This window comes from Corynebacterium crudilactis, assembly GCF_001643015.1.
Lineage (GTDB): Bacteria > Actinomycetota > Actinomycetes > Mycobacteriales > Mycobacteriaceae > Corynebacterium > Corynebacterium crudilactis.
Genome location: NZ_CP015622.1, coordinates 1,855,947 through 1,878,790, shown reverse-complemented (window position 1 = coordinate 1,878,790; position 22,844 = coordinate 1,855,947). Strand labels below are relative to the sequence as shown.

Here is a 22,844-nt window from a genome sequence, read left to right as displayed (position 1 = left end):
TACTAAAGGAGAACACCACGGTGACCACCTCGAGTGAACAACCCCGTACCGGATACAAACGAGTGATGTTAAAGCTCGGAGGTGAAATGTTTGGTGGTGGCAAGGTCGGCATCGATCCTGATGTCGTAGATAATGTCGCGCGCCAGATCGCCGAAGTCGCTAAGGGCGGCGCAGAGATCGCAGTTGTTATTGGTGGCGGCAACTTCTTCCGCGGAGCTGAACTTCAGCAGCGCGGAATGGACCGAGCTCGCTCCGACTACATGGGAATGCTTGGCACGGTAATGAATTGCCTTGCGCTGCAGGATTTCCTTGGGCAGCATGGCGTCGAGTGCCGTGTGCAGACCGCTATCAACATGGCACAGGTTGCGGAACCATATCTTCCACTTCGTGCTGAGCGTCACCTGGAAAAGGGTCGCGTAGTCATCTTTGGCGCAGGCATGGGTATGCCATATTTCTCCACAGATACCACCGCTGCACAGCGTGCATTGGAAATTAGCTGTGATGTATTGCTGATGGCTAAGGCCGTCGACGGCGTATACAGCGATGACCCACGCACCAATCCTGATGCTGAGCTGTTTACTGAGATTTCCCCTAAGGAAGTCATTGAAAAGGGCCTTAAGGTTGCAGATGCAACTGCATTCAGCCTGTGCATGGACAATAAGATGCCAATCTTGGTGTTCAACTTGCTAACAGAAGGCAATATTGCTCGTGCTATCAACGGTGAGCGTATCGGTACTCTCGTAGAGTCCTGATACATTAATTGGTATGAACAGCGTGGATCCACGCGTGGCAACGATAAGCTATCACTAGTATCCACACTGCTAAAAACACAGGAGTGAAAACATGATTGATGAAATTCTGTTCGAAGCAGAAGAACGCATGACCGCAACGGTCGAGCACACCCGCGAAGACTTGACCACCATCCGAACAGGCCGTGCTAACCCGGCGATGTTTAATGGTGTCATGGCTGAGTACTACGGTGTACCCACTCCAATCACTCAGATGTCAAGCATTTCAGTTCCAGAACCTCGCATGCTGATTATCAAGCCTTACGAGATGACGTCTATGCAGGTCATTGAGAATGCAATTCGTAACTCTGATCTTGGTGTTAACCCAACCAATGACGGCCAAGTATTGCGCGTCACTATTCCTCAGCTCACCGAAGAGCGTCGTAAGGATATGGTTAAGTTGGCTAAGGGCAAGGGCGAAGACGGAAAGATTGCTATCCGTAATGTCCGCCGCAAGGGCATGGATCAGCTGAAGAAGCTGCAAAAAGATGGCGATGCTGGCGAAGATGAAGTACAGGCAGCAGAAAAAGAACTAGATAAGGTTACAGCTGGCTTCGTCGTGCAGGTCGATGAAGTTGTAGCTCGCAAGGAAAAGGAATTGATGGAGGTCTAAAGACCTTTTATTTCAATGAGACAGAAAATACGTCGTTTCAACGTCGATTGGGCGGAGAAACGACGCTTTCTTTTGTTTGCTGGAGTGTTTGGGAGAATTTTTCCGAAAATACTGGCACCATCTACAGTGACATTGTTAGAAACTTCAAGGAGAACCGATGACTGAACCGGAGCAACACCACCGGTCCATGCGGATGCCCAAACCCAAAAATAACGCGGGTAGAGATCTTAAGGCAGCGGTAGGTGTAGGCGTCGGTCTGGGACTTTTGGTTCTTCTAGGCATCGTTTTGAGTCCGTGGGGATGGTACATCCTTGTGGCAGGATTCATGGCTGCAGCTACATGGGAGGTTGGTAGCCGTCTGAAGGAAAGCGGCTATCACCTTCCAATGCCGATCATGATTATTGGCGGACAAGCCATAATCTGGTTATCGTGGCCGTTTGGCACCATGGGTATTTTGGCGTCATTTGTAGCTACTGTTTTGGTGCTGATGTATTTTAGGATCTTCTATAACGGTGCGGAAAAAGAAGCCCGCAATTATCTTAGGGATACATCGGTGGGCATCTTTGTGCTCACGTGGATTCCTCTTTTCGGCAGTTTTGCAGCCATGCTGTCGTTGATGGAAAATAATTCCGTCCCTGGAACCTTCTTTATCCTGACTTTCATGCTGTGTGTAGTCGCATCTGATATTGGTGGCTATATTGCAGGTGTGTTTTTCGGATCTCACCCCATGGCGCCTTTGGTAAGTCCAAAGAAGTCTTGGGAAGGATTTGCCGGATCTATCTTATTGGGCGCGATTACAGGTGCCTTGTGCGTCCATTTCTTGCTTCATCACCATTGGTGGTTAGGTGTCGTCCTTGGTTGCGCGTTGGTTGTGTGTGCCACCCTTGGAGACTTGGTGGAATCGCAATTTAAGCGTGATTTAGGCATCAAGGATATGTCGAATCTCTTGCCTGGTCATGGTGGTCTTATGGATCGCCTAGATGGCATGTTGCCGGCTGCAATGGTGACATGGTTGATCTTGAGCGTAGTGAGCAGTTCTTACCCTGCTTAGTGACAGAAGTAGAAGAAGGCGTTGTGTGGGGCAAAATTCTAGATTGCCTTACACAACGCCTTTGGTTTTTTAGGTTGAACAACTTTAAACCAGTTTTACAATGCCTTGCGGATCTTTCGCAGTTGGCGACGGTACTCAAACATGCGCACTCCGCCCACCAACGCCATAATCAGCGCACCGGTGATTGCTGCGAGGAGGAATCCGATGCCTGCCGGGAATTGGAAGGACCATGCAAAAAGGTTAAGCTCTACGTTGGTTTGGTTCTGCATGATGAAGACCAAAAGCACAATCAACAAGATTGCGCCGACGATAAGAGCCACCCAAGTTCCGCCAGCAAGAGTTTGCTTTGGTACTACAATCGTGTCTGTTTTCTTGGTGTTTCGCTTAGTCTGAGGCTTAGATTCGGCATCAGAGTAAGCAGGTTCTTCTTGAATCGCAGGTGTGTTTGCAGTCACCTGATGCTCAGCGGAAATTTCTTCCATACCGTATTGGTTGTTACCCTCGTATGCTGGGTCTAAACCGGTGGGAAGGTTGTCTGGGTTGGTCTCATAAGGATCCACTGGTTTATTGCTCATACAGCTATTGAACTCGTAGAATCTCCTTTTCGCTACCTAAACTCGCTCAATAAGTTCAACAATTACATAACATCTGAAAGAATAGGCACATTATGGCTACACCTGTACCACTGGTTTTTAACGCACCTAAGCGCGGCATGCCCCCAGCCCACTTTGCGGATCTCACTGATGAGGCCCGAGTGGAGGCTCTGAAAGAGCTGGGTTTGCCCAAATTCCGACTCAATCAGATCGCACGACACTACTATGGTCGCCTTGAGGCTGACCCTTTAACAATGACGGACCTGCCTGAAGGTGCTCGTCAGGAAGTCAAAGACGCTTTGTTCCCCACGTTGATGGAACCGTTGCGTGTTGTTCAAGCAGATGATGATCAGACTCAGAAGACATTGTGGAAACTCCATGATGGAACTCTTCTTGAATCTGTACTCATGCGTTATTCTGATCGCTCTACCTTGTGTATTTCTTCGCAGGCTGGTTGCGGCATGGCGTGTCCATTCTGTGCTACTGGCCAAGGTGGCTTGGATCGTAACTTGTCTATCGGCGAAATCGTCGATCAGGTTCGTAATGCAGCTGCGACGATGCAGGATGAGGGAGGTCGTCTTTCCAATGTTGTATTCATGGGTATGGGCGAGCCACTTGCTAACTACAAGCGCGTGGTGTCTGCGGTTCGTCAGATTACGCAGCCAAGCCCTGCAGGCTTTGGCATTTCCCAGCGTAGTGTGACTGTCTCCACCGTTGGCTTGGCTCCTGCAATCAGGAAGCTTGCCGACGAAGACATGTCGGTTACTCTTGCTGTTTCTTTGCACACTCCAGATGATGAACTGCGTGACACTCTTGTTCCAGTGAATAACCGCTGGTCTGTCGCTGAGGTGTTGGATGCTGCTCGTTATTACGCAGATAAATCCGGTCGTCGTGTCTCTATTGAGTACGCACTCATTCGTGATGTGAATGATCAAGATTGGCGTGCGGATATGCTGGGCGAGAAGTTGCATAAGGCTTTGGGCTCTCGTGTTCACGTGAACCTTATTCCTTTGAACCCAACTCCTGGATCCAAATGGGATGCTGCTCCTAAGGAGCGTCAAGATGAGTTTGTTCGCCGCGTGATTGCCAAGGGTGTTCCATGCACCGTGCGTGATACCAAGGGGCAAGAGATTGCTGCCGCGTGTGGTCAGCTTGCCGCTGAGGAATCTGCTTAACCATCAAAAATATGTAAGCCCGTTGTTTTTGCTTAAGGCAAAGACAGCGGGTTTTGTTGTTGGTAAAAAAGTTCTGAAGAGCTGAGCTTAGGCTGGTAGCGTCAAATATATTGTTTTATTTTGATTGGTATTCGTGGATTCTAGAGCCGAAAGATTTTTTAAGATGACTGAGCCTGAAAAGCTGCAAGGGTTGCCTCAAAGTAGCCCAAATGATCCCACCACCCAAGCCTTGGCAGTCCGAAATTTATCTAAATCCTATGGGAATTCAACAGTGGTGAACACTATCAATTTAGATATTCCCAAGGGCTCAATTTATGGCATTGTAGGACCTAATGGTGCTGGTAAAACAACGATGTTATCCATGGCGACGGGGCTGATTAGGCCAACGCAAGGCAGTGCGTGGATCACTGGATATAACGTATGGGAAGAACCTGACGGTGCGAAAAGGGCAATGGGGCTTTTGGCTGATGGCCTGCCAGTGTTTGATCGTCTCTCCGGCATGGAGCTTTTAGCTTATGTAGGTGCGTTACGGGGGTTGGAGGAGAAGCTGGTGCATCAGCGCAGCGTTGAGCTTATGGATGCACTTGGTTTGGCAGAGGCTGGCACGAAGAAAATTGTGGATTATTCAGCGGGCATGACGAAGAAGATTTTGTTGGCTCAGGCTCTGATCCATAATCCTCAGGTCCTTATTCTTGATGAACCTTTGGAAGCTGTGGATCCTGTCTCAGGTCGGTTGATTCAACATATTTTGAAAAACTTTGCACAAGCTGGTGGCACAGTGGTTTTGAGTTCGCATGTCATGGAATTGGTTGAAGGATTGTGTGATCACGTAGCAATTATCAATAAGGGCATCGTGGAGGTTTCGGGTCATGTTGATGAGATCCGAAAAGGAAAGTCACTCACTGATATTTTTGTGGAGATCGTAGGCGGCGGGGCACTGCAGGAAGGATCACTATCGTGGTTGGGTTCTTCAGAGGGGAGGGCATAATTATGACGAGAACTCTGCTGAGACTACAGGCGACTTTGTGGCGTAGAGCTATGAAGGGAAACCGGGCCACGGTTGTGATGATGGCGCTTGTTTCTTTGTATAGCGTGATCGGCCTTGTTAGTTTGAGTGCGGTATTAGGAGTGGGGCTGCATCAGGAGAATACGGGAATCCTCGCTGGTGTTGTTGCCATTGGAACATTGGCTTATTGCATGGCAGCTTTTATGTGGCCGTCAGGTGAAGGACAGCTGGATCCAGTGTCTTTTGCCACTATGCCAGTGCGTGCAAAACAGCTCATACCCGGGTTGGCTGTTAGCTCACTTATGCAATCTCGTGGGATTACTGCTGTCGTGTGCACTGTGGCCACAACAATTGTGGCAGCGGTCTTTTTGCCCCTGAGTACCTTGCCAATCTTGGTGTTGATGATGTTCGTATCTTTGATTACCACGTTGCTGTTAGGTGAATTGCTTAAAGCTGTTGCCTCGGGATCTTCTTCGAGAGTCAGTAAAGATCGTCGAACGATGATCGCTTCTGTTGCCTTTGTGGTGTTTATCATTGGCTATAATCTGCTCATTGGAGCTGAGGCGATGAGCAGGATTGATGCCTTAGGACGTATTGCTAAGTGGACTCCTGTGGGGGCGGGGGCAGGCGCTGTGGAAGCGTTTGCAGCCAGCCTATGGAGTGAGGCTGCCTTATTGACGGTGTTGGCTTTTGCTTATGTGTGCGCGGGTGTTTGGCTCTGGTTGCGTTTGATTGATAAGGCGCTTCATGCTCCCTTGGATCAAGGCGGGCAGGGCAATCGGACAAAGGATATGCAGGTAGAGGGCAAGAGGGTGTTATTTTTGCCGATGATTCCTTGGTCTGCTGGTGGAGCTATCTTTTCTCGATCAGTACGTTATCTGTTTAAAGATTCCAGATTAATGGGATCGATGATTGTGTTTCCATTGCTTGGATTTCTGTTTATTGCGCAGAGCTTTACTGTCGATTTCTTCATGATTTACGTGGGGTTGATTATGTTGGCAGCTTTTGGTGGTTCGATTGCTACTAATGATTTTGGTTATGATGGCCCATCGATCTGGCTGAATATGGTGTCAGGAGTTAAGGCCAGAACAGCATTGTTGATGCGCCATTGGGCTTCTATGCTGCCAGGTGGCTTAACATTGCTGATTTATATGGTTGTCACATTGGTTCTGGCGGATAATAAAACGATTGCCGTTTTGCTCAGTTTCATTGGAGTCGGAGTCTTTATCTCTGGCGCAGCTGTGGCGTTGTTTGTCACTACGTTTAATCCGTATCCAACGGCTAAACCTGGTACGAGTCCGTGGGCCGATCGCAGTGGTTATTCGGGTGCGGCTTTCATCGGGGCGTTTGCCGCATTATTGCTGGGGTGGATTCCTCTGATTCCAGCAATTGTGTTGGGCAGTGTTGGTTATGCCACAGAGCACATGTGGATGCTTGTTCTTGGTGAAGTTTTAGGCATCGTTATTCCTGTAGCTGTCTATCTGGGGGCTGTGCAGATATGTAGCAGGCGAGTGGAGCGGAACTTGCCGGAGATTTTCGACAAGGTAAAAACTCACGTGAAATAAAAGGAATAAAAGAAAAGTAGGGCTCCTATCGAATAACTCGATAGGAGCCCTACTTTTTATAAGAACTAGTTGTTTAGTTCTTTTGCAGAGTCTGCAGCGCGCAGGTGTGCAACACGGCTTGGCTCAATGTTGATTGAACGAAGCTGGGAATCAGAAAGATCAGCCCAGGTGCCGCTCAGGGTTGCCTGATCGTAAGTCCAGTCAGGTTCGACGTGGCCAACTGGCTTGTTCTTGCCAGTGATGGTGCGCACCTGGGAGAGCTTTGGCTCAAACAGGTGGATCAGCAGACCGAGAACCAAAAAGACAGTCATGACAATAAGCCAGATGGTTTCAACGTGGCCCTTGTGGTTACCAAAGTTGTACCCAAGCATGAACAGAACAGAAATCCAGCCAGCGAGTTGGATTGTGTTGCGCTTGAGACCGTGCCATCCCCATGCAGCCGAAGGCTCATCAAGGGTGGATACACCGCGGTAGATCTCAGGCTCAATCGTGTGGGAGGAACCAGCCACGTTTTACTCCTTTATTCGCAAGTTGAAAATAGTGCTTAAACACATGTTCCAACGAGCACCTACAGAACTTGGTTTAACTTTCACTATGTTCTCATATTTTCCGCGGTCAAGCGAAAAACCAACAGTGTTGTGAGTTTCCCACCTGCGCTTTTGAAGACATCTAGCTGGCAATGGAGGAAACCTATCCGTTTGGATTGCCCCAAATGGGTGTAGTGGGCATGTTTGCTGTGTTGTGGGTCAACTAGTGGAAGAATGGGGGCGTGAGTAAAAAGATCCTTATTTTGGGAAGCACCGGTTCCATTGGAACGCAGGCGCTCGATGTTATTGCTGATAATCCGGATAAATTCGAAGTGGTGGGAATTGCTGCGGGCGGTTCTCAGCCGGAGTTGGTTATTAGCCAGGCACGAAGCTTAGGTTTGGCACCAGACAAGGTTGCTGTCGCTGATGAAGTAGCTGCTGCGTTGATCTCGGAATCCCTGGGCGGACAGATCATTTCCGGTGCGGATGCTGCGAAGATCCTGGTGGAATCCACACCTGCAGATACTGTGTTGAATGCCCTTGTTGGGTCACTTGGTCTGGCGGCAACGTTGGCCACGCTAGATTCTGGCGCGTATCTTGCTTTGGCTAATAAGGAATCGCTGGTTGCTGGTGGTGAATTTGTCACGGCTAAGGCGAGGCCTGGCCAGATTATTCCAGTGGATTCTGAGCACTCTGCGATGGCGCAGTGTTTGCGATCTGGTACAGCAGATGAAGTGTCTCGGATTGTCCTGACTGCTTCGGGTGGACCTTTTAGAGGGTGGACCAGAGAGCAGATGTGGGAGGTTACTCCTGCACAGGCCGCAGCTCATCCGACGTGGGCGATGGGGCAGATGAATACTCTTAATTCTGCCACGCTTATTAATAAAGGGCTCGAGCTGATCGAGGCAACGTTATTATTTGATACAGATGCTGATCTTATTGATGTCACGGTGCATCCGCAGTCCATTATTCATTCGATGATCACATTTACTGATGGTGCAACAATTGCTCAGGCATCGCCGCCATCGATGAAGCTGCCGATTGCCTTGGCACTGGATTGGCCTCACCGGGTGCCGAAGGCACAGCCGGCGTTGGATTTCACGGCTGCTCATACCTGGACTTTTGAGCCGGTGGATGATGCCGCATTCCCTGCGGTGCAGCTGGCTCGGCACGTCGCAAAGCAAAAAGGTACTTATCCTGCGGTGTACAACGCTGCCAACGAGGAGGCCGCGGAGGCGTTTTTGCGGGGCCGGATTAAGTTCCCGCAGATCGTGGACGTGGTGGATGAGGTCCTCCAAGGAGCTTCCCAGTTTGCTGGTGTAGCATCACACCTCGATGATATTTTGGCCACCGAGTTTGAAGCTCGTTCGCGTGCGAATGCGTTGATTGACCGGTTGGCAACCGCTATGTGAGTTAAGGAGCTTCCGCCTCGTGGCAGCCTATCTTCTCGGTGTCGTGTTATTTTTCCTCGGCATCGCTGTAACCATCGCGCTTCACGAGTGGGGGCACTTCATTACAGCACGCATTTTCGGCATGAAAGTGCGTCGCTTTTTCATCGGTTTTGGCCCGACGGTGTTTGCCAAGCGCCGTGGTGAAACCGTCTATGGCCTCAAAGCAATTCCTGTCGGTGGTTTTTGCGATATTGCCGGAATGACCGCGCAGGACGAACTTGATCCAGCAGATCTGTCGCGTGCAATGTATCTAAAGCCCTGGTGGCAGCGCATCATTGTGCTTTCCGGTGGCGTCATCATGAACATTCTTGTCGGATTTATTGTGCTGTATGGCGTGGCCGTGAGTTCTGGCATTCCTAACCCGGATGTGGATACCACCGCAACCGTGGACACCGTGCAATGTGTGCCAGCATCACAGGATGCGAGCTGCGTGGGCTCCGGGCCTGCAGCTGATGCCGGCATTGAGCACGGCGATAAGATTTTGGCTGTCAACGGCGAAGAGATGGTTAATTTCAGCGCCATCCGCGATGCGATTCTTGTGCTTCCAGGCGAAACGGCAACGCTGTCGATCCAGAGAGATGGAACGCTTTTCGACGTCGACGTCCAGGTCGAATCCGTCACCCGTTTCACCACTGATGGTACGGAAATAACTGTGGGTGCTGTCGGCATGTCGAGCCTTCCGCCGACCGATGTGTATAAGAAATACGGCCCAATCGAAGGTGTGGGAGCAACCGCACGTTTCACCGGCGACATGATTAGCGCCACGTGGGATGGTCTGAAAGCATTCCCGGCAAAGATCCCCGGCGTTGTGGCTTCCATCTTCGGCGCAGAACGTGATCTGGAAAGCCCCATGAGCGTGGTGGGTGCATCTCGTATCGGTGGCGAATTTGTCGAACGCTCCATGTGGGACATGTTCATGATGATGCTGGCCAGCCTAAACTTCTTCCTTGCACTGTTTAACCTCGTGCCACTGCCACCACTCGATGGCGGACATATCGCGGTGGTGCTATACGAAAAGATCCGAGATCTTTTCCGGAAACTGCGCGGAAAGCCTGCCGGCGGCCCAGCTGATTACACCAAATTGATGCCATTAACCGTGGCGGTGGCAGCAGTGTTGATGACCATTGGTGGCCTAGTCATCGTGGCGGATGTCGTTAATCCCATCAAACTCTTTGGCTAATTTTAAGGAATTGAATCGCTGGCACCGATGTTAAACAAGGTGACGGTGATACAATTTTTTCATAACTGACTAAACCCAGAACGTTTTCCGGATGCACACAAAAACTTGTGGTGCTTCCTTTTCTAGGAGCATGTAACTTGTCTATCCCAATCGGCCTTGGCCTTCCTCCGACCCCACCTCCAGTGTTGGCGCCGCGTCGACAGACACGCCAACTCATGGTCGGCAATGTGGGCGTTGGTTCCGATCATCCGATTTCTGTTCAATCGATGACCACGACCAAGACCCACGACATCAACAGCACCCTGCAGCAAATCGCTCAGCTGACAGCCTCCGGTTGTGACATTGTTCGAGTTGCCTGCCCGATGCCAGTGGATGCGGAAGCATTGCCGATCATTGCTAAGAAGTCTCCGATCCCAGTGATCGCAGATATTCACTTCCAGCCTAAGTACATCTTTTCTGCCATTGATGCTGGTTGTGCTGCTATTCGTGTGAACCCTGGCAACATCAAGGAATTTGATGGTCGCGTTAAAGAAGTAGCCAAGGCTGCTGGTGATGCCGGAATCCCAATCCGCATTGGTGTCAACGGCGGTTCCTTGGATAAGCGCATCCTGGATAAGTACAACGGCAAGGCAACTCCGGAAGCTCTCGTTGAGTCTGCAATGTGGGAAGCAAGTCTTTTTGAAGAGCACGGTTTCAAAGACATTGCCATTTCCGTCAAGCACTCTGACCCTGTACTCATGGTGGAGGCTTATCGGCAGCTCGCAGCACAAAGCGATTACCCATTGCACCTTGGTGTGACTGAAGCTGGTCCTAAATTCATGGGCACCATTAAGTCTTCCGTGGCTTTCGGTGCGCTCTTGGCTCAGGGTATTGGCGATACCATTCGCGTGTCTTTGTCTGCTGATCCAGTAGAAGAAATCAAGGTCGGCGATCAGATCTTGCAGTCATTGAACTTGCGTCCTCGTAAGTTGGAGATTGTTTCTTGTCCTTCTTGCGGTCGCGCGCAGGTGGATGTGTACTCGCTGGCGGAAGAAGTCACTGCAGCACTTGACGGCATGGAAGTGCCATTGCGCGTTGCTGTGATGGGCTGTGTTGTTAATGGTCCAGGTGAAGCTCGTGATGCTGATCTCGGTGTTGCTTCTGGTAACGGCAAGGGACAGATTTTCGTGAAGGGCGAAGTGATCAAGACTGTTCCTGAGTCTCAGATCGTGGAAACCCTCATTGAGGAAGCAATGCGTCTGGCAGAACAGATGGATCCTGAAGTTCTCGCTGCAGCAAGTGCCTCCGGTATGAAGGCAGAAGTGAAGGTAACCAAGTAACTAGAAGTCATTGTGGCTTAAATAAAGCGGCGATGACTGCTGGGACTAAATAAACCAAACCACACTGCCCACGACACGATATTTTCGTCTGCGTGGGCAGTGTGGTTTGGTTTATTGCTCTCGAAACCGGTCACAGATGCCCACGGATCAAGTTTTGAGCAACCGTGGGCACTCTCATTTGGTCTGATCGAAAATCCCCATTTCCGGCTCAAAAAAGTGCCCTTCCAGAATCGATTCTCAAGGCCTCAAGGAACACTGCCCAAGGCGAAACCCCATTCTGAAATACTGAGGCCTTAAAACGGCACAGAAGCGTGATTTCAGGAATCAATCAATGCGCTTGGAATTTCCTGCACGCGACCATCGATGAGCTCAATCTGGCGGTCGAGTGTTTTTATTTGTTCGATGTCGTGGCTGACATACAGCGTGGGGGCGTTGTAGTGATGAGCCATGGCGAGAATTAGCTCAGTTACTTCGGCGGCGGAATGTTGGTCGAGGGCGGCGGTGGGTTCATCGACAAGCAGGAGTTTTGGGGAGTTCATCAGTGCTCGTGCAAGGTTGACGCGTGCTTGTTGACCTCCGGATAGTTCTCCTACCTTGCGGTATGCCAAATCGCCGAGACCGATTGAGCCGAGGAGGTCGAGGGCTTTTGTGGTGTTCTTGGCGTTTTCTTTGCGGCTTGGGGGAAGAATTTTGCCAAGGCGGGGAATCAATAGCAGTTGGTCAAGGACTTTCAACGAGGGGAGAAGGTTTGGCTGTTGGAAGACAATACCTAGGTGGGTGCGTCGTAAAGCAGCGCTTTCTTTATTGCTTGTAGCGGCGGTCAAATCAATATTTCCAAGGACGGCGCTGCCGGAATCGGCGCGTTGGAGGCAACCCAATACGCCAAGCAAGGTGGACTTTCCGGAGCCAGAGGGGCCAGTGATACCTACGACTTCACCTGCTCGAACATCGAAGGAGATGTTGTTGAGCAAGGTACGTGAGGTGGAACCATCAGCGACAGTGAGGTTGAGGTTTTTAACATGAAGTGACATGAGGAGAATCCTTAAGCAGTAATGAGTGCGGAACGAGGTTCAACGCGCAAAATGGGGGCTAGTGAAATGGTGGCGCCGAGAAGACCTGCGGCGGCGAGGATAAGCGCTGGATACATAGTGGTGGTGGCATCGATGACAACCGGCATTGCATCGCCCATACCAAGTGCGGACACCACGGTGATGAGGGTGCCTGCCGTAATGCCAAATGCTAGGACAATGACGGCTTGTCCAAGGGCATCTGCAATAAGTACGCGTCGAGCTGCACCCAGTGCACTAGAGATAGCAATACCGCGTAGTCGCTGAATGGTCCATACCGTGAAGAATGCGCCCAAGACCAGTGCTGAGATGACATAGAGCATAATGATCATGAGGTTGAGTGACATTTGTTCGCCTTGGTAGGACGCAGAGGCATTCCAGCGTTCCGATCCGGTAAGTGCCACGGTGTCTGCGGGCAATTCTGCTGTATCCGTGGTCAGAAAAGCTCCGGCTGGTCCTTGCATACCGCGGATACCTGCCAGCTGGGAGAGGTCAGAGGTGTTCATTAAAACAACGGGCAAATGATCGAGGTAGAGATCATTTGGGGAATCGACAACGCTTGTGGCATGGAATTGGGTTGCAGTAGAGGTCTCGTCCAGGTCAGCGGGCAGAGAAATTTCTCCAGGTGCTAAATCTGGGGAGTTGAGCAGCATTACTGGAGTATCAGACACACGATCGCGCACTTGCCACAACATCTGTGCACCTTCTGCTTCGAGCTGGGAGACAGCCATCTCTGAGAGCGTTGATGCGGACAAAGTGGTGCTACCGGAATCTGCGAGGATGAGCTGATTTTCTCCAGCGAGTTCTTTGAGCGCAGATACTGATTGGTGGCCAAGTCCTGCAGTTAAAGCAGAGAGGAAGGTGACCAATACCGCGATGAGTCCCACCGTGACGGTGATGAGGAGGGTGCGGCCTTTTGCCGCGGTTAATTCTTTAAGTCCTTGAAACATAATGACCAGTGTGCTGCCTGCAGAGAAGAAAATAATCGGGCTGTAGTCGATTCTTGCAGTACGACCAAAGTCGGATTCGCACTCCGACTCAAGTGCGCTAACGTGGTGGCGTGAAAACCAGTCAAGCGACAATAGCCCGGATTGAACAGGTCCTTACCTGGGGGTTGCATCTTCTCATTGCTGTGTTGTTGGTGCTTGTCTGTTGGCGGGCAAGCCACTGGAGCGTGTGGGTGCTTGTTGCAGGATATGGTGTGGTCTATGTGCTTGGGGTGATGCCAAGAACACCGTTTAATCAACACCGCTTGGTGTGGTTTATTTTGCTCAGCCTGTTGTGGGCAAGCCTTATTTGGGATGGGCCAGAGCCAGCCTATTTAGTGTTTCCCATGTTTTTCCTCGTGGTGATGATTACTACTCCGATGCGCGCGGCTATCGCGATTGTGGTGTTGACAGCCATCGCGGTGGTGACGTTGAGCATGCACCTGGGCTTTTCCGTTGGTGTTGTCACCGGCCCGTTGCTTGGTGCGTTGGTGGCGTGGGTGCTTGGCACGTGTTTTCAGTTGCTCACGCATACCTTAAAGGAGCTTGTCGACGCACGCGCGTCGGCGATCCGGGCCTCGAAAAGCGCCGGCGAGCAGGCAGAACGAGCCCGCATAGCGGGCGAAATACACGACACTGTGGCACAAGGATTATCCTCTATTCAGATGCTGTTGCATGCGGCGGAAAAACGAGTGGAGGACCCGCAAGCGCTGCGCCATATCCAATTGGCCAGGCAGACAACCGCTGAGAATCTGGCGGAAATACGCAATATCATTGCGGCTCTCCAACCAACGCCACTTGTTGGTGCTGATCTTCCTATTGCGTTGGCCAGGCTTTCCTCCACCACACCATTGAGGGAGCGCATTAGTTTTGAGGTGGATGGAACTCCGCGCGTATTACCTGATGAGATGGAAGCAGAGATCGTGCGCATTGCTCAAACATTATTGGGCAATGTGGTGCGCCATTCTGATGCTAGATCTGCCAAAATGACACTGACGTATCAAGAAGACCAAATCCTGCTGGATGTGCTTGATGATGGCAAAGGATTCGATATCGCAGAGATGATGCGCAGGAAATCTGTTGGATTGCCCACTGCCCAACGCCGAGCAGAGCATTTGGGTGGATCTTTGATTATTGAATCAACACTCGGAGCGGGAACCGGAATTTCTGCCCGCATTCCCTATCAACAAAGGAGTTAAAAACCTGTGATCAACATTTTATTAGCCGATGATCATCCTGTGGTGCGTGCTGGGCTTTCTTCCCTGTTGGCCAGTGAAGAAGATTTCCAGATCGTCGGCATGGTGGGTACTCCTGATGAAGCGGTTGCCGCTGCTGCACAGGGCGGAATCGATGTGGTGTTGATGGATTTACGCTTTGGCGATCAACCCAGTGAAAAAACGGCAGGGGGAGTAGAAGCTACACGTCGTATTAGAGCCTTGGATAATCCACCCCAGGTATTAGTGGTGACAAATTACTCCACGGACGGTGATGTCGTTGGTGCCGTATCTGCCGGTGCCGTGGGGTATTTACTCAAAGACAGCTCACCTGAAGATCTCATCGCCGGTGTACGCGATGCCGCAGCAGGGGAGTCCGTACTATCGAAACAAGTTGCGAGCAAAATCATGGGGCGCATGAATAACCCCATGACGGCGCTCAGCGCACGAGAAATTGAAGTGCTCTCCCTCGTTGCCCAGGGACAAAGCAACAGAGCAATCGGACAGAAACTCTTTCTTACTGAAGCAACAGTGAAAAGTCATATGGGGCATGTCTTCAACAAACTTGATGTCACCTCGAGAACAGCGGCAGTAGCCCAAGCACGACAGCGCGGAATTATCTAAAGCTTTCGTGTTGGTAACTGATTCTCACAACCCACGCTGCTACTCTTCACTCCATGAACAAGGCGCAGCGCAGGTCACTATTGGCATTGTGCATGACGGTGGTATTCGCTGGCAGCAGCCTGACCGCATGCACACCACGTCCTGATACTGCAGATCCCATTGCCCAAGAGTTCCTGCACGCGTGGGCAGAGCAAGATTTTGACACGATCTCCACCATCACTGACCAAGCTGAACTTGCCACCGATATGCTCAGCAAGAGTTTCGATGGATTGCAAGCAGAAAGCGTGGAACTCACCCTTGATTCAGTAGATTCCCGAGATACCATTGCTACAGCACATTTCTCCGTGGTGTGGAAACTGCCACGCGATCGTGAAATCAGCTACGACTCCGCCATGACCTTGACCAAAATGCGCAATGAATGGACCGTGCGATGGGAACCTTCACTAGTGCACCCAAAACTCGGCGCCACCCAACACCTGGAACTGCGCGCAATCGAAGCGCAACGTGCCAATGTCATTTCTTCTGATGGAGCTCCAGTGCTCGCGCCGGGCAGCATCTTCCGTGTGTTGGTTGATCCCACAGCCGGAGACTCGGAAGTAGTGGTCAAACGCGTAGCAGAATATTTAGAAGCAGCTCACGCACAAGATGCTCAAGTGCGCACCATCGATGTGGAAGACACCTTAAATAACCTTGGTGATTCCACATATTCTTTGACCACTGTTGATGCCAATGTGGGCGCTCGGATGCAGCAAGACCTAGCTGGGTTGCCGGGCTTAAACTTCAATGAAGAAGCTGCCATGGTGGCAACAGATCCAGGCTTTGCACCCGATATTGTGTCGCGTGTTTCTCGTATTGTCGATGAAGAACTAGATGGTTCCAACGGTTGGCGGGCATCAATTGTCACCTCAAATGGGGCAGTGATTGATGATATTGCCTATCACGCTCCAGAGCTTGCACCAAGCGTGAAAATTAGCTTGGACCACAATGTGCAACGAGCCGCCGAAGAAGCCGTGGAACTGCGCGCCGATATGAAAACAATGATGGTGGTGATGCGCCCATCAACCGGTGAAATTTTGGCAGTGGCGCAAACAAATGAGGCCGATAAAGATGGCGATATGGCACTCATGGGACAGTACCCACCCGGATCGACATTTAAGATCATCACTGCAGCCGCCGGGTTGATGCATGAGAATCTTTCCCCAGACACCATTGTGCCGTGCCCCGGAACCATGAATATTTTTGGCCGTATTGTGACAAACTATAATAGTTTTTCCTTGGGAAATACCTCTTTAGATAATGCTTTTGCCAATTCTTGTAACACCACCTTTGCTGATATTTCGACCAATTTGGCACCCGGGCAGCTGAAAAATGTGGCGAAACAATTTGGCCTTGGTATCGATTATCAAATCCCAGGCCTTGACACCATGACCGGTTCGGTTCCGGAAGGCGATATCACCTTGGATCGCACAGAATCTGGCTATGGTCAGGGCCTTGATCTAGCAAGCCCATTTGGCATGGCATTGGTTGCAGCAACCGCAGCAACTGGCGCAGCTCCGATACCAACGCTAATCGCCGGACATGAGACCACCACGAGTGAAGAGGTTCCACCGCTGGAACCAGAAGTCTTAGCAAATGTGCAACGCATGATGAAGTCTGTAGTTAATGACGGTACTGCTCGTGGCATGCGACAAACCGGCGGCCAAATTTACGCCAAGACCGGTGAAGCGGAAATCAATGAAGGTTCTCACGCGTGGTTTACGGGCTACCGTGAAGATGACCTAGCTTTTGCCACTCTCGTTGTGTTGGGTGGAGGTTCAGAAACTGCCACGGCAGTGACCGATCAATTCTTTGTCCGGTTGGATGAACTTCGAGCAGGCGGAGACATCGCTGTAAGTACAGAAGAAGAGCTCATCGGATAACGAGCTCAAAGCGTTGGTATCGAATGCGGGCTTAGCTGACGGTAAAAAATTGGCTACCATTCAACCCGCTTTCCACGTAATTGGGGTAGGCGACTAGCATGGTGGTCATGTCTAAAATGCGCGCACCGCTTGTCCCCGGAATTGCTACCCCAATTAGGGAGGTACCTGCACATATTGAACGACCAGAGTATGTCTGGAAAGACGAAGTCCAAGAAGCAATTGGTGAGCCTTTTGTTCAAACCCCAGAGATTATTGAAAAGATGCGAGAGACTTCACGCATCGCTGCAAACTCTCTCAAGATCGCTGGCGCAGCCGTTAAACCAGGTGTGACCACCGATGAGCTTGACCGCATTGTGCATGAGTACACCTGCGATATGGGTGCTTACCCTTCTGATCTTGGTTACCGCGGATTTACCAAGTCCTCATGCATTTCTCTTAATGAGATCGTGTGTCACGGAATTCCAGATTCCACAGTCATTGAAGAAGGCGATATCGTCAACATCGATGTCACTGCCTTCAAACACGGCGTGCACGGCGATTGCAATGCTACTTTTCTTGCTGGCGATGTCTCCGAAGAGCACCGTCTGTTGGTAGAACGCACCGAAGAAGCGATGATGCGTTCAATCCGCGCTGCAAAGCCTGGCCGTGAAATCAACGTTATTGGCCGAGTTATTGAGTCCTATGCAAAGCGCTTTGGCTACAATGTCGTCCGAGATTTCACTGGACATGGCATTGGCCCAACATTCCACAATGGTCTTGTTGTGTTGCACTATGACAACACTCAGTACCGCGACGTGCTGGTGCCAGGTATGACGCTGACCATTGAGCCGATGATCAACCTGGGTTCCCTAGATTATGAAATTTGGGAAGATGATTGGACTGTCCAAAACACCGACCGTAAATTCTCAGCCCAGTTTGAGCACACCATTGTTATTACTGAAGATGGCAATGAGATTTTGACTCTCCCAGACGAGTCTGTCTAAGCACGCCGAGCCAATAATCCTGCGATCGTAGCCAGGACGCCAGCGCACATAAAGCTCCAGGCGACGATTGTGGGATGTGGTTGCGCCAAGCTTGGCGCAACCACGATGCCGATAAAATAGAGCATGATCGTGCCAAGCAACAAGGCGGCCAGTGTCACCAGCGCAGCAGCTGGATGAGGTGGACGCTTTACGACGTATTCCCGCACCGGATACGCGCAGCCCATAAGCGAAAACACTGCGGAAAAAACAATCAAAAAGTGTTCCACACCAGTGCCCGCGCCTAAAGAAAACCAACCTGCAGTTGCAGCTCCAGCTGTTGCCATGAAAACCGGCGCCATCCATTTTGCTGGTAGCTGACCAATCCCGCCGATATAGCAGGCGAGGGTAGCAGAAGGAATGAGGTAATAAGACGCCATCAGCCCTGCTGTGCCTAATTTTGCTGACGCCCCAACTTTTGCAATTGCGACCACAATTCCAATCAGCAAAATGATGATTCCACCCAATGCAGACAACCATTGGAAGAGGCGAAGCCCTCCACGATGACGTAGCGCTGCAATGCCTGACGCCGCTCCAAGTGCGACACCTCCAGCTGTTAATACAGCATAGAGAGCACTTCCAGGAATAAGGGAAGCTGCGAAAACAGATAACGCTACGGAAACCGCAGTAGCAATGCTTGCTGTTGCAGTACGAATATGAGGTGTAGCTGGGGGAGTGATAAAACGAGACACGTTATTTATGTAGATCGCTTTCACAATTAAGAATGAGTAAAGCCGTACCTGCTTACTCTACGCAATAGAAAAAGGCATTAACCACATGTGGTTAATGCCTAGACTTTTAAAAGTCGGTATTTACTTGATGATGCCGTTGTACTTCAAGAAGTTAACGATAGGGAAAACAACTACACCCAGCACGGAGGTGAAGGTCAAGACATCGAATACCTGGCCCCAAGTTTCCAACCAACGTGGAACTTCGTTGCCAGAGTCATCCTTGGAAGATCCGAAGCCATCGACACCGTAGCCGTCCTGATCGCCTTCGTACTCCTCGTTGTAGTCGCTGGAGGTAAAGGAAGAAGAGGGTGCTTTATCCTCTGTGGTTTCGACGACAGTTTCATCATTATTTTCGGTCTGAGCGGATACAGCGGTGACACTGCCCATGGTGAGTGCAGCTGCGGAAACCATAGCGATTGCAGCATTGCGGAATGTGCGCATGTTAGCGAGGCCTTTCAGGTGTTGAGATCAGTTGAAAAATCAGCAAGCGGGCGTTAATTAGCCCTTGATAGCACCGGTGTAAACCAGGTAGTTGTATGCAGGGAATACGATGACACCGAGGAGGGATGCAATGCCTCCAAGCAGTGTTAGATCAAACATATTCTTGGCCCAAGCTGGTGTGTTTTCTTCGTCGCGTTCGTGTTCTTCGCCGAAAATGTCCTCGCCTTTAACTGGCTGGTCCGCGTCCCAGTCTTGGCCAACGGCGGAAGAACCGCCGGAGGATAGTGCTGAGAAACCAGAGGAGAGATTTTGGTCGGATTCAGTTGTGGCCGCCATGGCGGTGGATCCTACGGAAAGTGCAGCTGCAGTAAGACCTGCGACTACTGCGATACGGAAAGAACGCATGAGATAAGCCCTTCGGAAATAGTCGAGTGTCCCGCCCCTTAAGTAAGGGGGGCGGAGGAAATGTATATAGTTCCAGCGACTACGAACCAACGCCGTTTTTCTGATGACTGCTAGCAAGTAGTGCATTCAGCGATCTCAACTTGTAACGGTTAGACCTACAGATGATGGTCAGGTGAAAACAAGTTTCAATCAATGTTTTAGATTTCCTCAATTTTCATAAAGGTAATCTAATGCACAGCATTTTATATACATAACCGTGGTTCGCATTTTCTGGGGGCAATCTGCGGGGGGTGGTATTGAGCTGCGTAAAAGAGGATTTTCTTAAAGTATTTTAAGGAAAATCTAGGTCTACCTCTTTATTTACGCTGTCAGTTTGACGCGTAAACTTTTCCAAGCTAATTGCATGTTGGTGTGAAAACCTTAAAATTCCAATCCAAGCAAAGCGTTTTCAATGACCTCAGGTAGCGCAGGGTGAATCCAGTACTGCTTTGTGGCAGCCTCGCGTGCATCAATCCCAAAAGCCATCACGGTGATCAGTTGCTGAATAAGCGTGGATGCCTGTGCACCGATGATATGAGCGCCAACAAGTTTTCCAGTGCCTTTATCTGCAATGAGCTTCACAAAACCGGAGGTGTCCTCCATAGCCCATCCGTAGGCAACGTCGGAATAATTCTGGATCTTCACCGTGATGTCCAGACCAGCTTCGCGTGCTTCTTTCTCAGTCATGCCAACTTGTGCAATCTGCGGGTTGGTGAAGACCGCAGATGGAACGAAATCATGAGGCATCTTCTGTAGATCGTCTGGGTGTGCAAGATTGTGCTTGATGGCACGCATTTCAGCATTGGCAACATGCTTGAGTTTGAAAGGTGAAGAGACATCGCCCAGTGCCCATACGCCGTCGACGCAAGTGCGACCAAAGTCATCGACCTTAATCTGGCGACCATCCATATCGATGCCGGCGGCATCCAGATTCATTTGATCGCCGTTTGGTGTGCGGCCTGTTGCAACAAGCAAGATATCTGCGTCGATGTCTTCGCCAGTATTAATGGAAACGGTGACTCCGCCGTTGTCGTCGGTCTTGTTGCGCACTGCGGTGACAGAAGTGCGGAGGCGGACGTCGAAACGTTCTTGGGAAAGCTTGAGGATCTGAGCAGAAATATCTGCATCCGCCTCGCGCAAAAGGACATCAGAGCGGTTCAGGATGGTGACCTTGGTGCCAAGTGCTTCGAAGACATGGGCAAACTCAAGCGCAATGAAACCACCGCCAACAATGACGATGGATTGTGGCTGTTCAGACAAGCGCATGATGTCTTCGTTGGTGTAAAAACGTGCGCCAGATTCAGCGATGGCCTCTGGGATATAAGGACGAGAGCCGGTGGCGATGACGATATCGGTGCCACTGATGAGCTGTTCCTGGCCTGCAATGCCGGTGGAGATTGTCTTGGCATCGACGAACGAGGCATGCATGTCATAAACATCGATGTTGGGAGTTTTGGGGCCGCGTCGGTAAGCTTCGCCGCCTTGCGCGATGGGATCGATGCGCTTGTCAAAAACGCGGCTGACAATGGATGGCCAGTCCACACCATTGAGCGTAGTATCTAAACCTAGACGGGCAGAGTCCTGGATTTCCTTGGCGATATCGGCAGCGTAAACGTACATCTTGGTTGGGATGCAACCTACATTGAGGCAGGTGCCACCAAAAGCGCCCTTTTCTACAATCGCAATGGATTTATCATCAAATTCTGGGCCCGGAATGGAGTTTCCAGAGCCTGTACCAATAATGATGAGATCGTAATGCTTGGCAGATGCTGACTGCTCAGACATGAAAATAGGCTCCTAGAAAAGTTTAGATAACACATTGGATAAGAGGATCAATATAGGGCTCTTGGTAGTTCACATAACTCAACGCGCAAAATGGCGAAAAGCTTCCCGAGGCTACAGATCAGTCTATTGCGACTCCACCTACAGCAAGTTTTTGAGGCTTGAGATGCGCGGGGCTAGCCACTCATTCATCACATGTAAGGCATGATCGCGGACAGGTTTTTGGGATAAGAAAATATCGTGGCGAGCACCTGGGATGGCCTTAACAAACACGGTGGCGGGAGAAGCATTCAAGTGTGGCGCCCACTGTTGGATTTGTTCGATATCCAAGACAGCATCGGAGCTATTGGTTGCTTCAGAGTATTCAGATTTAAGCCACGATGAGCTCGAGTGAAGCGTTAAGATATCTACACCCACATCAACTTGGTCTCGGTGAATGGCGTCTTGCCCCGCCAAAATGGCTCTGAGCCACCCAATGGTTTTGCGGTGGCCTTCAACGGGTTTCATATCTTGGTCAAATTCCCACTCGCCATAAAAATCTTTATGAATTGACTTGCCATAGGAACCGAGGCCACCGCCTGGAATAAGCGTTGTGGGCCTGAGCTTGCCTACAACCTTTACTATCGGCGTAATCAGTTTCATAAATAGTGGTGGATACATCATGTCTAGCCACGGACTGTTCAGCACGAGGGCGGAGATCTTTTGGATCGCAGTAGGGTTTGTTTGGCGCATTGCAGACATCCACAAAGGAACGATTAAACCACCCGTGGAATGTGCAACAGGTATCAGTTCTGGATGTTGTTTCGTGATGAGTGCCGTAGCTGCGGAGAGATCTGGGAAATAGTAGGCAAGATCAGAGATGTAGTGCCATCGCTGGCCGGGGCGATAAGAGCGGCCGCATTTTCTTAAATCTACTGCGTATACAGCGAAGCCAGCGTTGTGGAAAAACTCTGCAAACTCGGTGTGGAAGAAATAATCAGTCATTCCATGTACCCAGAGCAGTGCTGGGCGCGACGCGAAGGCAATGTCTGCTGAGCCACCTTTTCCTGCATCGGGGTTATAGCGAATTACGGTGGCGACAACATCAGTTTCATTGTCGGGGTCATTGCCGAGCTCGATGGTGTGATGTTCAAATCCTTCGCCTAAGAAATCTGGTTTCCAGGAGTGGGCGGCGGAAGGCTGAGGTTTCTGATCCATATCCATAATAATAGAAAGATTAAGGATGAAGTGTGATGGAAGGATATAAAAAATGTGTCCGAAGTGAGAGAGGAAACAACTAACTTTGCATTTGCAAATTTCACATTTACTAACTTTGCAAATTGGGGGAGGGGGTAGCATGGGGGAGAAAT

At 50.5% G+C, this 22,844-nt stretch carries 22 protein-coding genes; 13 read left to right on the top strand and 9 right to left on the bottom strand.

Features of this window, described 5'->3' with window-relative positions; translation table 11 throughout:
• Positions 1-20 precede the first annotated feature (20 nt).
• From pyrH to ccrud_RS08805, 3 genes are all read left to right on the top strand, one after another.
• Entirely contained in the window at positions 21-752 is a 732-nt protein-coding gene (pyrH, locus tag ccrud_RS08815) for a UMP kinase (protein WP_074025487.1), read from the top strand.
• Between the two features lie 91 nt (positions 753-843).
• Positions 844-1,401, top strand: a complete 558-nt coding sequence (gene frr / locus ccrud_RS08810; protein ID WP_066566374.1) for a ribosome recycling factor — start codon at positions 844-846, stop codon at positions 1,399-1,401.
• 157 nt (positions 1,402-1,558) lie between these two features.
• Positions 1,559-2,452 (top strand): phosphatidate cytidylyltransferase, encoded by an 894-nt coding sequence (locus ccrud_RS08805; protein WP_066566371.1) that lies wholly within the window; start codon positions 1,559-1,561, stop codon positions 2,450-2,452.
• Positions 2,453-2,547: 95 nt separating this feature from the next.
• On the opposite strand, the gene ccrud_RS15580 is transcribed toward ccrud_RS08805, so the two are convergent.
• Entirely contained in the window at positions 2,548-3,027 is a 480-nt protein-coding gene (locus ccrud_RS15580; protein WP_211271299.1) for a LapA family protein, read from the bottom strand.
• Between the two features lie 92 nt (positions 3,028-3,119).
• Here ccrud_RS15580 and rlmN point away from each other — a divergent pair, with 92 nt between their 5' ends.
• The 3 genes from rlmN to ccrud_RS08785 all read left to right on the top strand — a co-directional run bounded on the left by rlmN (position 3,120) and on the right by ccrud_RS08785 (position 6,791).
• Positions 3,120-4,220 carry a dual-specificity RNA methyltransferase RlmN gene (gene rlmN, locus ccrud_RS08795; protein WP_066566369.1) on the top strand — a complete coding sequence of 367 codons (1,101 nt, stop codon included), beginning with the start codon at positions 3,120-3,122 and terminating at the stop codon, positions 4,218-4,220.
• A 163-nt stretch (positions 4,221-4,383) separates the two neighbouring features.
• On the top strand, positions 4,384-5,208 hold the full coding sequence (locus ccrud_RS08790; RefSeq protein ID WP_066566359.1) for an ABC transporter ATP-binding protein: 825 nt from the start codon (positions 4,384-4,386) through the stop codon (positions 5,206-5,208).
• A gap of 50 nt (positions 5,209-5,258) precedes the next feature.
• Positions 5,259-6,791: a hypothetical protein gene (locus ccrud_RS08785; RefSeq protein ID WP_245670219.1), complete on the top strand. Its 1,533-nt coding sequence runs from the start codon at positions 5,259-5,261 to the stop codon at positions 6,789-6,791.
• Between the two features lie 65 nt (positions 6,792-6,856).
• On the opposite strand, the gene ccrud_RS08780 is transcribed toward ccrud_RS08785, so the two are convergent.
• Positions 6,857-7,300 (bottom strand): DUF2631 domain-containing protein, encoded by a 444-nt coding sequence (locus ccrud_RS08780; protein WP_066566351.1) that lies wholly within the window; start codon positions 7,298-7,300, stop codon positions 6,857-6,859.
• A 260-nt stretch (positions 7,301-7,560) separates the two neighbouring features.
• Here ccrud_RS08780 and dxr point away from each other — a divergent pair, with 260 nt between their 5' ends.
• From dxr to ispG, 3 genes are all read left to right on the top strand, one after another.
• On the top strand, positions 7,561-8,730 hold the full coding sequence (gene dxr / locus ccrud_RS08775; RefSeq protein ID WP_066566349.1) for a 1-deoxy-D-xylulose-5-phosphate reductoisomerase: 1,170 nt from the start codon (positions 7,561-7,563) through the stop codon (positions 8,728-8,730).
• A gap of 19 nt (positions 8,731-8,749) precedes the next feature.
• A complete protein-coding gene (locus ccrud_RS08770) occupies positions 8,750-9,949 on the top strand; it encodes a M50 family metallopeptidase (RefSeq protein ID WP_066566346.1) in 1,200 nt (399 codons plus the stop codon).
• A gap of 137 nt (positions 9,950-10,086) precedes the next feature.
• Positions 10,087-11,268 (top strand): flavodoxin-dependent (E)-4-hydroxy-3-methylbut-2-enyl-diphosphate synthase, encoded by a 1,182-nt coding sequence (gene ispG, locus ccrud_RS08765; protein ID WP_066566344.1) that lies wholly within the window; start codon positions 10,087-10,089, stop codon positions 11,266-11,268.
• A gap of 317 nt (positions 11,269-11,585) precedes the next feature.
• Here the strand turns inward: ispG and ccrud_RS08760 are convergent, their stop codons facing one another.
• Positions 11,586-12,299: an ABC transporter ATP-binding protein gene (locus tag ccrud_RS08760; protein WP_066566340.1), complete on the bottom strand. Its 714-nt coding sequence runs from the start codon at positions 12,297-12,299 to the stop codon at positions 11,586-11,588.
• 11 nt (positions 12,300-12,310) lie between these two features.
• Positions 12,311-13,285 (bottom strand): ABC transporter permease family protein, encoded by a 975-nt coding sequence (locus ccrud_RS08755; protein ID WP_066569764.1) that lies wholly within the window; start codon positions 13,283-13,285, stop codon positions 12,311-12,313.
• A gap of 110 nt (positions 13,286-13,395) precedes the next feature.
• On the opposite strand from ccrud_RS08755, the gene ccrud_RS08750 reads away from it, so the two are divergent.
• From ccrud_RS08750 to map, 4 genes are all read left to right on the top strand, one after another.
• Positions 13,396-14,520, top strand: coding sequence for a sensor histidine kinase (locus tag ccrud_RS08750; protein WP_066566331.1), 1,125 nt, complete (start codon positions 13,396-13,398; stop codon positions 14,518-14,520).
• Positions 14,521-14,526: 6 nt separating this feature from the next.
• A complete protein-coding gene (locus ccrud_RS08745; RefSeq protein ID WP_066566328.1) occupies positions 14,527-15,159 on the top strand; it encodes a response regulator in 633 nt (210 codons plus the stop codon).
• Positions 15,160-15,212: 53 nt separating this feature from the next.
• On the top strand, positions 15,213-17,078 hold the full coding sequence (locus tag ccrud_RS08740; protein ID WP_066566323.1) for a penicillin-binding transpeptidase domain-containing protein: 1,866 nt from the start codon (positions 15,213-15,215) through the stop codon (positions 17,076-17,078).
• A gap of 107 nt (positions 17,079-17,185) precedes the next feature.
• Entirely contained in the window at positions 17,186-18,061 is an 876-nt protein-coding gene (gene map, locus ccrud_RS08735; RefSeq protein ID WP_425394193.1) for a type I methionyl aminopeptidase, read from the top strand.
• Here the strand turns inward: map and ccrud_RS08730 are convergent.
• The 5 genes from ccrud_RS08730 to ccrud_RS08710 form a co-directional block, all read right to left on the bottom strand.
• Positions 18,058-18,789, bottom strand: a complete 732-nt coding sequence (locus tag ccrud_RS08730) for a hypothetical protein (RefSeq protein WP_066566316.1) — start codon at positions 18,787-18,789, stop codon at positions 18,058-18,060. The two genes, map and ccrud_RS08730, sit on opposite strands and share 4 nt — an antisense overlap.
• A gap of 120 nt (positions 18,790-18,909) precedes the next feature.
• Positions 18,910-19,269, bottom strand: a complete 360-nt coding sequence (locus tag ccrud_RS08725; RefSeq protein WP_066566310.1) for a hypothetical protein — start codon at positions 19,267-19,269, stop codon at positions 18,910-18,912.
• A gap of 57 nt (positions 19,270-19,326) precedes the next feature.
• Positions 19,327-19,674: a hypothetical protein gene (locus ccrud_RS08720; protein WP_066566306.1), complete on the bottom strand. Its 348-nt coding sequence runs from the start codon at positions 19,672-19,674 to the stop codon at positions 19,327-19,329.
• A gap of 420 nt (positions 19,675-20,094) precedes the next feature.
• On the bottom strand, positions 20,095-21,498 hold the full coding sequence (gene mtr / locus ccrud_RS08715) for a mycothione reductase (protein WP_066566305.1): 1,404 nt from the start codon (positions 21,496-21,498) through the stop codon (positions 20,095-20,097).
• A gap of 138 nt (positions 21,499-21,636) precedes the next feature.
• Positions 21,637-22,692, bottom strand: a complete 1,056-nt coding sequence (locus ccrud_RS08710) for an alpha/beta fold hydrolase (RefSeq protein ID WP_066566299.1) — start codon at positions 22,690-22,692, stop codon at positions 21,637-21,639.
• Between the last annotated feature and the right edge of the window lie 152 nt (positions 22,693-22,844).

Bases quoted from the DNA above. Each gene is read 5' to 3' on its own strand.
- ccrud_RS08755 (WP_066569764.1), bottom strand. From the start codon at position 13,285: ATGTTTCAAGGACTTAAAGAATTAACCGCGGCAAAAGGCCGCACCCTC.
- ccrud_RS08720 (WP_066566306.1), bottom strand. From the start codon at position 19,674: ATGCGTTCTTTCCGTATCGCAGTAGTCGCAGGTCTTACTGCAGCTGCA.
- ccrud_RS08790 (WP_066566359.1), top strand. From the start codon at position 4,384: ATGACTGAGCCTGAAAAGCTGCAAGGGTTGCCTCAAAGTAGCCCAAAT.
- ccrud_RS08725 (WP_066566310.1), bottom strand. From the start codon at position 19,269: ATGCGCACATTCCGCAATGCTGCAATCGCTATGGTTTCCGCAGCTGCA.
- ccrud_RS08760 (WP_066566340.1), bottom strand. From the start codon at position 12,299: ATGTCACTTCATGTTAAAAACCTCAACCTCACTGTCGCTGATGGTTCC.
- rlmN (WP_066566369.1), top strand. From the start codon at position 3,120: ATGGCTACACCTGTACCACTGGTTTTTAACGCACCTAAGCGCGGCATG.
- ccrud_RS08805 (WP_066566371.1), top strand. From the start codon at position 1,559: ATGACTGAACCGGAGCAACACCACCGGTCCATGCGGATGCCCAAACCC.
- frr (WP_066566374.1), top strand. From the start codon at position 844: ATGATTGATGAAATTCTGTTCGAAGCAGAAGAACGCATGACCGCAACG.
- ccrud_RS08740 (WP_066566323.1), top strand. From the start codon at position 15,213: ATGAACAAGGCGCAGCGCAGGTCACTATTGGCATTGTGCATGACGGTG.
- ccrud_RS08785 (WP_245670219.1), top strand. From the start codon at position 5,259: ATGAAGGGAAACCGGGCCACGGTTGTGATGATGGCGCTTGTTTCTTTG.
- ccrud_RS08710 (WP_066566299.1), bottom strand. From the start codon at position 22,692: ATGGATCAGAAACCTCAGCCTTCCGCCGCCCACTCCTGGAAACCAGAT.
- map (WP_425394193.1), top strand. From the start codon at position 17,186: ATGTCTAAAATGCGCGCACCGCTTGTCCCCGGAATTGCTACCCCAATT.
- ccrud_RS15580 (WP_211271299.1), bottom strand. From the start codon at position 3,027: ATGAGCAATAAACCAGTGGATCCTTATGAGACCAACCCAGACAACCTT.
- mtr (WP_066566305.1), bottom strand. From the start codon at position 21,498: ATGTCTGAGCAGTCAGCATCTGCCAAGCATTACGATCTCATCATTATT.